Origin of the sequence: Amycolatopsis sp. NPDC059021 (assembly GCF_042739895.1) — a bacterium.
In the GTDB taxonomy this organism is placed as follows: Bacteria; Actinomycetota; Actinomycetes; order Mycobacteriales; family Pseudonocardiaceae; genus Amycolatopsis.
The window spans coordinates 75,264-89,266 of record NZ_JBHYIQ010000015.1 but is presented as its reverse complement, the minus strand read 5'-3'; the positions used below and the strand labels follow the sequence as shown (position 1 = coordinate 89,266).

General features: G+C 69.5%; 12 protein-coding genes. 6 read left to right on the top strand and 6 right to left on the bottom strand.

Translation table 11 applies throughout. The features are described from left to right. Positions 1–561: 561 nt before the first annotated feature. The 3 genes from ACFWX1_RS11875 (at position 562) to ACFWX1_RS11865 (ending at position 3,952) form a co-directional block, all read left to right on the top strand. A complete protein-coding gene (locus ACFWX1_RS11875) occupies positions 562–1,008 on the top strand; it encodes a helix-turn-helix transcriptional regulator (protein ID WP_378386411.1) in 447 nt (148 codons plus the stop codon). A 10-nt stretch (positions 1,009–1,018) separates the two neighbouring features. Next, entirely contained in the window at positions 1,019–1,429 is a 411-nt protein-coding gene (locus ACFWX1_RS11870) for a VOC family protein (protein ID WP_378386409.1), read from the top strand. 105 nt (positions 1,430–1,534) lie between these two features. Next, complete coding sequence (locus ACFWX1_RS11865; protein WP_378386407.1) at positions 1,535–3,952, top strand: ATP-binding cassette domain-containing protein; 2,418 nt, start codon at positions 1,535–1,537, stop codon at positions 3,950–3,952. A gap of 46 nt (positions 3,953–3,998) precedes the next feature. Here ACFWX1_RS11865 and ACFWX1_RS11860 read toward each other — a convergent pair whose 3' ends face one another. From ACFWX1_RS11860 to ACFWX1_RS11850, 3 genes are all read right to left on the bottom strand, one after another. Next, positions 3,999–4,337: a VOC family protein gene (locus ACFWX1_RS11860; protein WP_378386405.1), complete on the bottom strand. Its 339-nt coding sequence runs from the start codon at positions 4,335–4,337 to the stop codon at positions 3,999–4,001. Positions 4,338–4,410: 73 nt separating this feature from the next. Continuing rightward, positions 4,411–5,493, bottom strand: a complete 1,083-nt coding sequence (locus tag ACFWX1_RS11855; protein ID WP_378386511.1) for an NlpC/P60 family protein — start codon at positions 5,491–5,493, stop codon at positions 4,411–4,413. A gap of 92 nt (positions 5,494–5,585) precedes the next feature. Further along, entirely contained in the window at positions 5,586–6,548 is a 963-nt protein-coding gene (locus ACFWX1_RS11850; RefSeq protein ID WP_378386403.1) for a nucleoside hydrolase, read from the bottom strand. A 106-nt stretch (positions 6,549–6,654) separates the two neighbouring features. Between ACFWX1_RS11850 and ACFWX1_RS11845 the strand changes: the two genes are divergently transcribed. Together ACFWX1_RS11845 and ACFWX1_RS11840 are read left to right on the top strand one after the other, a co-directional pair. Continuing rightward, positions 6,655–7,407 carry an acyltransferase gene (locus ACFWX1_RS11845; protein WP_378386401.1) on the top strand — a complete coding sequence of 251 codons (753 nt, stop codon included), beginning with the start codon at positions 6,655–6,657 and terminating at the stop codon, positions 7,405–7,407. Between the two features lie 105 nt (positions 7,408–7,512). Continuing rightward, the gene (locus ACFWX1_RS11840) at positions 7,513–8,916 is read left to right on the top strand and encodes a sulfatase (protein ID WP_378386399.1); all 1,404 of its coding nucleotides are present in this window, start codon (positions 7,513–7,515) and stop codon (positions 8,914–8,916) included. A gap of 27 nt (positions 8,917–8,943) precedes the next feature. Here ACFWX1_RS11840 and ilvA read toward each other — a convergent pair whose 3' ends face one another. The 3 genes from ilvA to ACFWX1_RS11825 all read right to left on the bottom strand — a co-directional run bounded on the left by ilvA (position 8,944) and on the right by ACFWX1_RS11825 (position 12,451). Continuing rightward, complete coding sequence (gene ilvA / locus ACFWX1_RS11835) at positions 8,944–10,200, bottom strand: threonine ammonia-lyase IlvA (protein WP_378386397.1); 1,257 nt, start codon at positions 10,198–10,200, stop codon at positions 8,944–8,946. Between the two features lie 42 nt (positions 10,201–10,242). Then, the gene (locus ACFWX1_RS11830) at positions 10,243–10,899 is read right to left on the bottom strand and encodes a GntR family transcriptional regulator (protein ID WP_378386395.1); all 657 of its coding nucleotides are present in this window, start codon (positions 10,897–10,899) and stop codon (positions 10,243–10,245) included. A gap of 127 nt (positions 10,900–11,026) precedes the next feature. Further along, on the bottom strand, positions 11,027–12,451 hold the full coding sequence (locus ACFWX1_RS11825; protein WP_378325138.1) for a short-chain fatty acyl-CoA regulator family protein: 1,425 nt from the start codon (positions 12,449–12,451) through the stop codon (positions 11,027–11,029). A gap of 229 nt (positions 12,452–12,680) precedes the next feature. On the opposite strand from ACFWX1_RS11825, the gene aceA reads away from it, so the two are divergent. Continuing rightward, on the top strand, positions 12,681–13,958 hold the full coding sequence (gene aceA, locus ACFWX1_RS11820) for an isocitrate lyase (protein ID WP_378386393.1): 1,278 nt from the start codon (positions 12,681–12,683) through the stop codon (positions 13,956–13,958). Positions 13,959–14,003: the final 45 nt, after the last annotated feature.

Genomic DNA, 14,003 nt, shown 5'->3' with positions numbered 1-14,003 from the left:
CAGCGACCCGGGGCTGGTGTCTGGTCCCCGTCGCGTGGCGGGGGGGGGGGGCGGCCCCCCCGGCGCGGGCGAGCCCCCGCGCCCCCGCGGGGGGGCCCCCCGCGGCGGCGGGGGCCAGCACGACGAGGGCGGACGCCGCGGCGGCGAGGGTTCCGGCCCAGGCTCGGGCGGTTTTCATGATGATCACTCCTTGTCCCGTTCGCACGGATTCGCGGACAGGCGTGGCCCGGCACGGGTGGCGCGGAGCCACGTCGGGGGCGTGGTGATGGCGGCGCTGTGCCGTCCGGCGTCGCGATCGCCGGACGAACTGGTCGCGGCCCGTTCCGGGCGGAGAGCCGCCGGCGGATGGCCTTCGCACCGGGGTCGCACCAGTCTCCCGGCTCGAGGCTCCATCGCTGTCAAGAGGCCGCCAGACAAGGATCCAGCGCCGAAAGCCCGCCGGACACCGCCGTTGTGGCACCACGGGTTCCGCTGCGTGGCCTATCCCGGGACGGGGCTTGCGAAGAGCGCCCGCGGGTCCAATCAGGTCCGAACGGGCCCGCGCGACGTACGATCTCGCGGGTGAGCAGCAGCAGACCCGCCGCGGAGCAGCGCCTGAACGACCTCGCCAGGCTGCGCCGTGTTCGCGACCGGATCGACCGGGAGTACGCGCAGCCGCTGGACGTCGAGGCGCTCGCCCGTGACGCGCACATGTCGGCAGGGCACCTCAGTCGCGAGTTCCGTCGCGCCTACGGAGAGTCACCGTATTCCTATCTGATGACGCGGCGTATCGAGCGCGCGATGGCGCTGCTGCGGCGGGGCGATCTCAGTGTCACCGAGGTCTGCTTCGAGGTCGGCTGCTCGTCGCTGGGCACCTTCAGCACTCGCTTCACCGAGCTGGTCGGGATGCCTCCGAGCGCTTACCGGCGGGAGGCGAAGGGTGCCACGGAAGGCATGCCGCCGTGCGTGGCGAAGCAGGTGACCAGACCGATCAGGAATCGAGAAGCGCCGTCCTCGGGCCGCACGTAGCGTGACCGCCATGGATATCACCATTCACGCGAGTTTCCTCCCGCACAACGACGCGGCCGCCTCGCTGGCGTTCTATCGCGACACTCTCGGCTTCGAGGTCCGCAAGGACGTCGAGTACGGCGGGATGCACTGGATCACGGTCGGTCCCGCCGGCCAGCCCGACACCTCCATCGTCCTGTACCCGCCGGCCGCCACTCCCGGCCTCACCGACGACGAGCGGCGCGTCGTCACCGAGATGATGGCCAAGGGCACCTACGCCAGCATCAACCTGGCCACCAAGGACCTCGACGGCCTCTTCGAGCGGCTGCAGGCCGGCGACGCCGAAGTCGTCCAGGAACCGACCGATCAGCCCTACGGGATTCGCGACTGCGCCTTCCGCGACCCCTCGGGCAACCTGCTCCGCATCCAGGAACTGAGCTGAGCCTCGTCCGGCGTCGGCCGCAGGGGTGACGCCGGACCTTGCCGATCAAGAAGACCAGCGGGCCGGTGCCGCGACCGCCCGATCGAGAAGAGAGACACCACGAGCATGGCCACGAGGAAGAACACACCAGCGACGGCGCGAAGCGGTCGCGCATCGGCACCGTCGCCCGCGCCGCATGCCGCCGACAGTCACGACCTGATCCGCGTGCACGGCGCGCGTGTGAACAACCTCAAGGACGTCAGCATCGAACTCCCGAAGCGCAGGCTGACGGTGTTCACCGGTGTCTCCGGATCCGGCAAGAGCTCGCTGGTGTTCAGCACGATCGCGGCGGAGTCGCAGCGGCTGATCAACGAGACCTACAGCGCCTTCGTCCAGGGTTTCATGCCGACGCTGGCCCGGCCCGAGGTCGACGTCCTGGACGGGCTGACGACCGCGATCATCGTCGACCAGCAGCGGATGGGGGCCGACCCGCGCTCCACGGTCGGCACCGCCACCGACGCCAACGCGATGCTGCGGATCCTGTTCAGCAGGCTCGGGAAGCCGCACATCGGCTCGCCGCAGGCGTTTTCCTTCAATGTCGCCTCGATCAGCGGCGCGGGCGCGGTCACCGTGAAGCGTGCCGGGCAGACGATCAAGGAGCGGCGCAGCTTCAGCATCACCGGCGGCATGTGCCCGCGCTGTGAGGGCCGGGGCTCGGTCAACGACATCGATCTGTCGGCGTTGTACGACGAAACCAAGTCGCTCAACGAGGGCGCGGTCACGATCCCCGGCTACAGCATGGAGGGCTGGCACGGCCGCATTTTCCGCGGCTGCGGCTTCTTCGACCCGGACAAGCCGATCAAGAAGTTCACCAAGAAGCAGCTGAACGACCTGCTCTACAAGGAACCGACCAAGGTCAAGATCGAAGGCATCAACCTGACGTACGCGGGCCTGGTCCCGACGATCCAGAGGTCGATGCTGTCCAAGGACATCGACTCCCTGCAGCCGCATATCCGGGCCTTCGTGGAGCGGGCGGCCACCTTCACGACCTGTCCCGAATGCGACGGTACCCGGCTGTCCGAGGAGGCCCGTTCGTCGAAGATCGACGGGGTCACCATCGCCGACGCCTGCGCGATGCAGATCAGCGACCTCGCCGAGTGGGTCGGGAAGCTGGACGAACCGTCCGTCGCGCCGCTGCTGGGATCCCTGCGGCACACTCTCGACTCCTTCGTCGAGATCGGGCTCGGCTACCTCAGCCTCGACCGGCCGTCGGGCACGCTTTCCGGCGGCGAGGCGCAGCGCACCAAGATGATCCGCCATCTCGGGTCGTCGCTCACCGATGTCACGTATGTCTTCGACGAGCCGACGATCGGGCTGCACCCGCACGACATCCAGCGCATGAACAACCTGCTGCTGCAGTTGCGCGACAAGGGCAACACGGTGCTGGTCGTCGAGCACAAGCCGGAGGCGATCGCGATCGCCGACCACGTCGTGGACCTCGGCCCCCGTGCCGGTACCGACGGCGGCGAGGTGGTGTTCGAGGGCTCCGTCGAGGGGCTGCGGGCCAGCGACACGCTCACCGGGCGGCACCTGGACGACCGTGCCTCGCTGAAGGATTCGGTGCGGACGCCGTCGGGGACGTTGGAGGTGCGCGGCGCCGGCACCCACAACCTGCAGAACGTCGACGTCGACATCCCGCTCGGTGTGCTGGTCGTCGTGACCGGCGTGGCGGGCTCGGGCAAGAGCTCCCTGATCCACGGCTCGGTTTCCGGCAACGACGGGGTGGTGTCGGTCGACCAGACGGCGATCAAGGGCTCGCGGCGCAGCAACCCGGCGACGTACACCGGGCTGCTCGACCCGATCCGCAAGGCGTTCGCGAAGGCCAACGGCGTGAAGCCCGCGCTGTTCAGCGCCAACTCCGAGGGCGCCTGCCCGGCTTGCAACGGTGCCGGCGTCATCTACACCGACCTGGCGATGATGGCCGGTGTCGCCACCACGTGCGAAGAATGCGAAGGTCGGCGTTTCCAAGCAGAGGTGCTCGAGTACAAGTTCGGCGGCCGTGACATCAGCGAAGTGCTTTCGATGTCGGTGGCTCAGGCCGAGGAGTTCTTCGCCGACGGCGAGGCGAAGACGCCGGCTGCCCACAAGATCCTGACCCACCTTTCCGACGTCGGGCTCGGCTACCTCCGCCTCGGCCAGCCGCTCACCACGCTGTCCGGCGGCGAGCGGCAGCGGCTAAAGCTGGCCACCCACATGGCGGAAAAGGGCGGTGTCTACGTGCTCGACGAGCCGACCACCGGCCTCCACCTCGCCGACGTCGAGCAACTGCTCGGCCTGCTGGACCGGCTCGTCGACGCCGGGAAGTCGGTCATCGTCATCGAGCACCACCAGGCGGTCATGGCGCACGCCGACTGGATCATCGACCTCGGCCCCGGCGCCGGGCACGACGGCGGCCGGATCGTCTTCGAGGGCACCCCGGCCGAGCTCGTCGCCGACCGCTCCACCCTCACCGGCGAGCATCTCGCGGCCTACGTCGGCGTCTGAGCCGAGGCGAGCACCGGTTCCGGTGTTTGCCTCGGCACCGGCTTGTTCACCCGGCCGGGCACCACACCGCGAGTTCGCTGCCGCCCGGCTCGCGGAAGTGGAAGCGCCGGCCTCCGGGAAAGTCGAACGGTTCGACCGTGACGATGCCGCCCGCGTCCTCGACGGCTCGCCGCGCCTGGTGGAGGTCGTCGGTGCGGATCGTCACCAACGGCGCCTCGGGCTGTTCGGCCGCGTCCGCCTGGAAGCCGAGTGTGATGCCCGCGCCCTGGACGTCGGCGTAGTCGGGACCGTACGGGGTCGCCGCCCAGCCGAACGCCTTCTGGAAGAACTGCCCGGACGCGGTGGCCGAGCTGGACGGGAACTCGACGAAGTCGATGTCGTACATGTGCTGGACCGTAGCCCGCACCCCCGACAAAATCCGCCGTCGCTCGGCACCATCGTCCGAGCGGAAGCCATGGTCAGGCTTGTTCGGTCGGGCGGCCCGCTCCCGCGTAGTCGTCGCCCGGTTTGCGGTACGGGTGCACCTGCACGGCCTGGCCCTCGGTGGGCGCGTCGATCATCTGCTGGTTGCCGATGTAGAGCCCGACGTGGTGGATCTCGGTGCCCGGACTGCCGTAGAAGATCAGGTCGCCCAGCGTCGGTTCGTCGACCCGCTTGACGCTCCGGTACTGCGTGTCGGCCGTGCGCATCAGCTTGATCCCCGCGCTCCCGTACGCCGCGGTGGTCAGTCCCGAGCAGTCGAAGCCGGGGTCGCGGCCGCCGGTGCCGTTGCCGCCCCAGACGTAGGGGAGGCCGATCTTGTCGATCGCGAAGTTGACCGCGCTGAGCACGGCGGGGTTCGGCGCCTTGTCCTGCTGTCCGACCGTGCCGTAGACGTTCACCGTCGCCAGCGTGCGGTGCAGGTACAGCGGCGCGGCCTGGACCGAGCCGACGGCGTTCCACCAGGTCTGGCCCTGCGAAAGGTCACGGCCGTCGCCGCACAGCGCGCGGCCGGTGGTGAGCGCGGCGTCGTCGATGTTCTGCGCGTTCGGGGCGGCGCCGGTCGCCGACCGCTGCCACTTGCTCCAGGTCGCCGGGGACAGCTGCATCGGCCCGCTCGCGTTCGCCGTCGAGACGACGCGGTCGTAGAAGTCGCGGACCTCGATGGTGCCGATCGGCGCGCTCATCGTCCCGTCGGTGCCGAGGGTGCCGCCCTTGGCACGACCGTGGTCGCTGGTGACCTTCCCCAGCGCCGCCAGCGTGACCCAGGAAAGGTGACAGCCCGGGTTCTCCTTGCCCAGCGTCACCGTCGCCTTGGCGTAGCCCGTCATCGCCCGCAGCGGGATGTCGAGCCACTGGCTCGTCCGCGACACCCACGCGTCGAACTCGCTCGGTGCCTGCGGGGGTGCCTTCGGCGCTTCCTGCGGCAGTGACGGGCTAGGACTCGGCGGCGTCGACGAGGCGACCGCGGCCGCCGACGACCGCGGCTGGTCCTTCGGCGACAACTGCACGGCCGCCACCACCGCGCCCGCGGCGACGACGACGGCCGCGGCGATGACCAAAATCCGGCGACGGCGTGACGGCTGCGCGAGGGCGGCTTCGGGCGCCGCCGCGTGTTCGGCCTGATCGGGCGACGGCCCGGGCGTTTCCGAGGTCATCGGTGGCCTCCGGACAGGCGGTCGAGCACGAACTGCCGCAGGGCGTCGAGGTCGGTGTCGACGGCGACCTCGACCGTCCGACCGGGACTGGCCTCCGGATCGTCCCGGGCGAGCTTGCGGCGGTCCACGACCGTCATCCCCCGGGCAGGCCCGGCGCCGCAGTCGACGTTCACCGGATACGGCTCGGTCCGCAGGATCCCGGGGCTGATCGCCTCCGCGACGGCGACGGCGTCGTGCATGACCATCCCGTCGAAGCCGAGCACCCGGCTGTAGTAGGCGGTGTAGTCGGCGGTCAGGCGCTCCAGCGCCGCGCCGAGCGGGCCGGACGCGGCGAGCTTCGCCAGCCAGGCGCGGTCGATCGCGCACCGATGGGTGATGTCCAGCGGTACCAGCACGCACGGGACGTCGTCCTCGGTGAGTACGCGGCGTGCGGCTTCGGGGTCGCTCCAGATGTTGAACTCGGCGGCGGCGGTGCTGTTGCCGCGTTCGATCCCGCCGCCCATGATCACGATCCGCGCGATCTTCTCCCGGACGCCGGGATGCGCGGCCAGCAGCGCCGCGATGTTCGTGAGCGGTCCGATCGGGGCGATCGTGACCGGTTCGTCGGACGCCTCCAGCAGTGATACCAGCAGACTCACCGCGTCGCCGTTTTCGAGCGGCCGGGTGGCCTCCGGCAGCGTCTCGGAACGCCCGGAAAGCCCGTCCGCGCCGTGCACGAACCCGGCGGTGTGCGGGTTCCGGTAGACCAGCGGCCGCGCGGCACCGGCGGCGACCGGCACGTCCGGCCGGTCGCACAGCTGCAACAGGCGCCGCGCGTTCGCTGTCGTCGAGGTCAGCGGCACGTTGCCGAACACGGTGGTCACACCCAGCAGCTCGACGTCGGCCGACACCGCGGCCAGTGCGATCGCGAAGGCGTCGTCGACACCCGGGTCGGTGTCGATGATCAGCTTCGTCCCCATCAGCTCCCCTTGCCTGTGTCGGGCGTCTGTTCACAGGTTACGCACCGCCTTCCTCCCCGCCACCGCCCTCAACGGAGGCGCTTCGCGCCGCTGTTAGATTCCATGGATGACGTCCATGTGGGGTGCGCCCGCGCTGTCACGGGTGCGGGCCTGGCGGCAGGCCCGGCGCGACCCGCGGCAGGCGAAGTTCCTGACCGCCGATTCGCTGCGCTGGGTCCTGCGGAACCGCGCGTACACGCCCTGGTACCTGGTGCGCTACTGGCGGCTGCTCAAGTTCCGGATCGCGAACCCGCACATCATCCTGCGCGGCATGGTGTTCCTCGGCAAGAACGTGGAGATCCACTGCCGCCCCGGGTTCGGCCGGATGGAGATCGGCCGGTGGGTGCACATCGGCGACGGGAACGCCATCCGCTGTCACGAGGGGTCGCTGCGGATCGGCGACAAAGCCGTCTTCGGGCGGCAGAACGTGATCAACGGCTATCTCGACATCGAGCTCGGCTCGGCCACACTCGTCGCGGACTGGGTCTACATCTGCGACTTCGACCACGTCACCGCCGACATCACGGTGCCGATCAAGGACCAGGGCATCGTGAAGTCGCCGGTCCGGATCGGGCCGGACACCTGGATCGGCACGAAGGTCAGCGTGCTGAAGGGCACTCGCGTCGGCCGCGGCTGCGTGCTCGGCGCGCACGCGGTGGTCCGGGGCGACATCCCGGACTACTCGATCGCCGTCGGCTCGCCCGCTCGCGTGGTGCGCAACCGCCAGGACGACTACGCCGCCGACGCCGCGCGTCGCGAGGCCATCGCCGACATGGCGCGCAAGGCGAACAAGGCGCTGCAGAAGACTCTCGAATCCTGACGGCCTGGCAAGTGCGTCCCACCGCTTGAGCGTCGTTGCCGTTTTACGGCGACGGGCGAAAAGCTCCTGCTCGACATGCGGAAAGCAGGGCAGTGGGAGGGCAGGATGGGTGAGTCCGCGGGGTTGTCGCGGCGGGCGTTCGGGACGTTGCTCGGGGCCACCGGCGCGGGCGTTCTCGCCGCGTCCGGGACCGCGTCGGCGGAAAACGGCGACGAACAGCCGTTCCGCGCGGCGCCGGAACGCCCGGTGCGCAGGCCCAATCTGCTGGTCATCCTGGGCGACGACCTCGGCTGGGCCGATCTGTCCAGCTACGGGTCGCCGCACATCCATACTCCGAACCTCGATCGGCTAGCCCGCGAAGGCGTCCGCTTCACCGACGCCTACTCCGGCTCCGCGACCTGCTCGCCGACCCGGTTCAGCCTCTACACCGGCCGCTACCCGGGCCGGTTGCGGGGCGGCCTCGCCGAACCGATCGCGTCGCCGAACGAACTCGAGGGCATCCCGCACGACCACCCGACCCTGGCGTCGCTGCTGGCCGACGCCGGATACTCGACGGCGTTGATCGGCAAATGGCATTGCGGGTACCTGCCGTGGTTCAGCCCGACCCGGGCCGGCTGGCAGGAGTTCTTCGGCAACTTCGGCGGCGCTATCGACTACTTCTCGAAGCTCGACGGCGCCGGCCGCCACGACCTGTACGAGGGCGAGGTCGAATACGCCGACCTGCGCTACTACACCGACATCATCACCGAACGGGCTGTCGACTTCGTGCGCCGCGACCACGACCGGCCGTGGTTGCTCAACCTCAACTTCACCACTCCGCACTGGCCGTGGGAAACGCGGGACGACAAGGCCGTCAGCGACGAGCTCAGCGCGCGGATCCGGGCGGGGGAGCGCAACGTACTGTCGCATTCGGACGGCGGCTCGCTCGAGACCTACCGGAAGATGGTCGAGCACCTCGACAGTTCCGTGGGCGCCGTCCTCGACGCGCTGCGCGCCCGTGGCCGTTTCGAGGACACGCTCGTGTTGTTCGCCAGTGACAACGGCGGTGAGCGATGGTCGTATCAGTGGCCGCTCTCGGGTGAGAAGTTCGGCCTGCAGGAAGGCGGCATCCGCGTCCCGACGATCCTGCGCTGGCCCGCCGCGATCCGGCCGCGCCAGGTCAGCGACGTCCCTGTCGTGTCCCCGGACTGGACCGCGACGCTGCTCGAAATCGCGGGCGCGAAGGTGGATGCACGGTATCCACTCGACGGCCGCAGTCTCGCCGGATACCTCCTGCGTGGCCGGAAAGCGCCCACGCACGACCTCTTCTGGCGGACCCGTGCCGAGCGGGCGCTGCGCCGTGGCCGGTGGAAGTACTACCGGACCCCGACGGGCACCGACCAGCTCTTCGACGTCGTGAGCGATCCGCGGGAGCAGGCCGACCGTGCTCGTGCCGAGGCACCGAGGCTGGCGGAGCTGCGGGCGGCGTGGGAGAAGATCGACTCCGGCCTGCTGCGCTATCCGTCCTGAACGCCTACCGGGTCACACCAGGAAGTGTCATACCAAGAAATGGAACAGCGGGCTGCCCGGCTCGACCCGTTCGACCTGCAGCGGGCTGGCGGCCAAGCGGTGGAGAAGCCCGTCGAGGTCCCCGGCCCGCGCGAGTTCGATGCCGATCAGGGCGGGTCCGGTCTCGCGGTTGTTGCGCTTGACGTACTCGAAGCGGGTTATGTCGTCATCCGGTCCGAGCACCTCGTCGAGGAACTGCCGCAGCGCGCCGGGCTCCTGCGGGAAACCGACGAGGAAATAGTGCTTGAGGCCTTCGTGGATCAGTGAGCGTTCCACGATTTCGCCATAGCGGCTGACGTCGTTGTTGCCGCCGGACACGACGCACACCACGGTCTGGCCGGGTTCGATCTTCACCGGATCGCCGAGCGCGGCGGTGGCGAGCGCGCCCGCCGGTTCCGCGATCACGCCGTCGGACTGGTACATCGCGAGCATTTCCGTGCACACCGCGCCCTCGGCGACCGAGGTCAGTTCGGCGCCGCTGTCGCGTACCAGCGGGTAGGTGACGGCGCCCGCCTCGCGCACCGCCGCACCGTCCACAAAGGAGTCGACGGCGTCGATCCGGACCGGGTGCCCTGCCTCCAGTGCGGCCGCCATGCAGGTCGCTCCCGCGGGCTCGACGCCGACGACGCGGATCTCCGGATGCCGTTGCCCGACCCAGCTGGTGATCCCGGCGAGCAGCCCGCCGCCGCCGACCGGCACCACCACGACGTCCGGGATGAACCCCAGCTGTTCCACGATCTCCAGCGCGACCGTGCCTTGTCCGGCGACGGTCTGCACGGCGTCGAAGGCGGGCACGAGCGTCGCGCCGGTGCGCTGCGCGTCCTCCCGCGAAGCGGCGAAGGCGTCCTCGTACGTCTCGCCGACGACGATGACCTCGATGTGCGCGCCGCCGAGCGTTGCGATGCGTTCGCGCTTCTGTCGCGGCGTCGTGCCCGGGACATAGACGCGGCCGTTCGCGCCGAGCCGACGGCAGGCGTAGGCCACGCCCTGCGCGTGGTTCCCGGCACTCGCGCACACGACGCCACGAGCGCGGGTCGCTTCGTCGAGCTGGACGATGAAGTTGTACGCGCCGCGGATCTTGTACGAACGGACCGTTTGCAGATCTTCGCGCTTGAGCCACACCCTGGCGTCCACCCGGGAGGAAAGCCGGGCGTTGGGCTCCAGCGGCGTCTTGGTGACCACTCCGGCCAGCCGGCGCGCGGCCTGCTCGACGAGTTCGGCTGTCACCGTGTCGATGTCGTGCACCTCGACGAATGTACTGACCCGGTTCGCGGTACCGGCGTTCGGCTATCCGGCCGCGGTGGCCCGTAGCGCGTCGACGACGCCGGCGACGTGCTTCCTGGCCGCGAGTTCGGCGGCCTCCGGGTCGCGGGCGGAGATGGCCTCGATGATCGCCAGGTGATCGCAGATCGACACCTTGGCTTGACACGGGGCCGGCGACAGCCGGAACTGGCGCCGGATGATCGGGCCGCGCAGCCGGGCGATGAGGCCGGTGGCCACTTCCTGGCCGGAAATCTCGCGCACCAGCCGGTGCAGCTCGGTGTTCAGCTCCGCGTACCGCAGCGGCTCGCCTTCGTCCACCGCGCGCGTCATCCGGTCGCCGATCGTGCGCAACAGGCCGATCTGCTCGTCGGTCACCGCTTCGGCCGCCTTAGCAGCGCAGAGTCCCTCCAGCACCATGCGGCATTCGGTTATCGCGATCGCCTCGGCGAGCGGCACGGCGCGCACCCGGGCACCGCGGTTCGGGATGCGTTCGACCAGGCCTTCCGATGTCAGCTCGATCAGTGCCGCCCGCACGCTGGCCCTGGTCACGCGGTAGGCCTCGGCCAGCTCGGTCTCGACGAGGCGCCGGCCGGGTGCCATGTCGCCGTTCTGGATCGCCTGTCGCAGCGCGGACAGCGCCTGCTGGACGGCAGCGGCACCCTGGGTGGTGTCGGCAGGCATCCGCTCCTCCACTTCCCGGCCCCCGGATGGTAGACAATCTTGGCGGCAGTTGCCCTGTCCGAAGCGGCGTTCACCGTCTCTGACCTGCGCGTAGCCGAAAAACGGCCACAGGAGCGAACCCGGGAGGTCAGCCCTTGGGCACGGCCGGGTAGGGCACGAAGGTGCTGGTGTTCTCGTCCACGGTGAGCTGCTTGCCGATGGTCGGGAACGCCCGCTGCGGGCAGGCGGGGCGTTCGCAGACTTTGCAGCCCATCCCGATCGGCGTCGCCGCCGCGGGTTCGTCCAGGTCGAGGCCGGTCGAATAGATCAGCCTGCCCGCGTGCCGCAGTTCGCAGCCGAGCCCGACGGTGAACGTCTTGCCGGGACTGCCATAGCCGCCGATGTTCCGCGACACGGTCCGCGCGACCCAGAAGTAGCTCTTGCCGTCGGGCAGCGTCGCGATCTGCGTGAGGATCTTTCCGGGCGAGGTGAACGCCTCGTAGACGTTCCACAGCGGGCACGCGCCGCCCACCCGGCTGAAGTGGAATCCGGCCGCGGACTGCCGCTTCGACATGTTGCCCGCGCGGTCGACGCGGACGAACGAGAACGGCACGCCGCGCTGCTTCGGGCGTTGCAGCGTCGACAGCCGGTGGCACACCGTCTCGAATCCGACGCCGAAGTGATCGCACAGCCGCTCGATGTCGTAGCGGAACTTCTCGGCCGTGGTCAGAAAAGCGCCATACGGCAGGACCAGCGCACCGGCGAAGTAGTTCGCCAGGCCGACCCGCGCCAGCGACCGGGCCGCCGGGCCGGAAAACGCCCACGAATCGGCGAGTTCGGTGATGAGATCGTCGTATTCGAGCAACGCGATCTGCGAAGCCATCCGGAACGCCTGCTGGCCGACGCGCAGGCTTGGCGCCAGCCGGAGCACGCGGCCCTGTGGCTCGTAGCGATGCTGTTCACCCGCCGATTCGTCGATCCCGGCGCTGGTGACCTCGACGCCGTAGCGCTGCCACAGCCGCTGTTTGAGCATGACCAGCACCTCGCCGCGGCGCAGCGGGATCTCGGCGGCCATCCGCTCGGCCCGGTCGTCCAGCTCGGCGACGTAGTTCTCCCGCTCGTAGAAGAAGTCGCGGACCTCTTCGTGCGGGAGCGGCGCGGCGGCGCTGCCGTGCAGGCCGAGGCCGTTTTCCGTGGTCAGCGCCGCGGTGTTTTCGACGGCGTTGCGGTAGCTGCGGTGCAGCTTGACCAGCGCCTGCGCGATCGTCGGCAGGTTCGAGGCCAGCTCGTTGAGCTCACCGGTGGTGACGTCGATGCCGAGGACCTCGTCGAGCAGCGCCTCGCGGACGTCGGCGACCAGGCGGGAGGTGTCCGTGCTCGCGAAGAACTCCGCGTCGACGCCGAACGCCTGCGTGATCCGCAGCAGCACGGGGACGGTCAGCGGCCTCGAGTTGTGCTCGATCTGGTTGAGGTAACTGGGTGAGATCTCCAGCACACGGGCGAGGTCGGCCTGGCTCATCGACCGGTTTTCCCGCAGATGCCGCACACGCGCGCCGGCGAAAATTTTGTCCACCAAGACCTCCGGAGTCCGCAAGGTTTCCGGCCCTGAACGATTACGTGAACGATCAAGTCCGGCGTTTTTCGGCCCAGTTGTGAACCGCTGATTCGCAACCTTCACAGAAGCGTACGGAAGCTTCGCAGAAATTGGCAAATTGGAGACCTGGACCGGATTTTCCGTGGCATGCCAAGGTCACGGCAGGAAAGGCGAGCAATCGCAAACTTCGCAACACCGGGAGACTTCGATGACTGAGCAGGCCAAGCAGGCGGCCGAGGAGCTGGCCAGGCAGTGGGAGACCGACCCCCGCTGGGCGGGCGTCCAGCGGACCTACTCGGCCGCCGACGTGGTGAAGCTGCGCGGCAGTGTCGTCGAGGAACACACCCTGGCCCGCCGTGGCGCCGAGAAGCTGTGGAACCTGCTGCACACCGAGGACTACATCCACGCGCTGGGCGCCCTCACCGGTAACCAGGCCGTCCAGCAGGTCCGCGCCGGGCTGCGCGCGATCTACCTGTCGGGCTGGCAGGTCGCCGCCGACGCCAACCTCGCCGGACAGACCTACCCGGACCAGAGCCTCTACCCCGCCAACTCGGTGCCCGCCGTCGTCCGCCGCATCAACAACGCGCTGGGCCGCGCCGACCAGATCACCTGGGCCGAGGGCAATACCGACATCGACTGGTACGCCCCGATCGTCGCCGACGCCGAGGCCGGTTTCGGTGGCCCGCTGAACGCGTTCGAGCTGATGAAGGGCATGATCGCCGCCGGCGCGGCCGGGGTGCACTGGGAGGACCAGCTCGCGTCCGAGAAGAAGTGCGGTCACCTCGGCGGCAAGGTCCTGATCCCGACCAAGCAGCACGAGCGCACCCTCAACGCCGCCCGCCTCGCGTCCGACGTGCTGAACGTGCCGACCCTGGTCGTCGCCCGCACCGACGCACAGGCCGCGACGCTGCTCACCAGCGACGTCGACGAGCGCGACCAGCAGTTCCTGACCGGCGGCCGCACCGCCGAAGGTTTCTACGAGGTGCGCAACGGCATCGAGCCGTGCATCGAGCGCGGCCTGGCCTACGCGCAGTACGCCGACCTGCTCTGGATGGAGACCTCGGAGCCGGACCTCGAGGTGGCCCGCAAGTACGCCGAGGCCATCAAGGCGAAGTTCCCGGACCAGATGCTGGCCTACAACTGCTCGCCGTCGTTCAACTGGAAGAAGCACCTGGACGACGCGACGATCGCGAAGTTCCAGCGCGAGCTCGGCCACATGGGGTACAAGTTCCAGTTCATCACCCTCGCCGGCTTCCACGCGCTGAACTACTCGATGTTCGACCTGGCGCACGGCTACGCCCGCGAGGGCATGACCGCCTACGTCGACCTGCAGGAGCGCGAGTTCGCTTCGGAGAACCGCGGCTACACCGCCACGAAGCACCAGCGCGAGGTCGGCACCGGCTGGTTCGACCAGGTCGCGACCGCGCTGAACCCGGCCAGCTCGACGACCGCGCTCAAGGGTTCCACCGAGGAAGCCCAGTTCTGATCCCGCCCTGTTGCCGTGGTGCGGCCCTTTCCCGAGGGGCCGCAC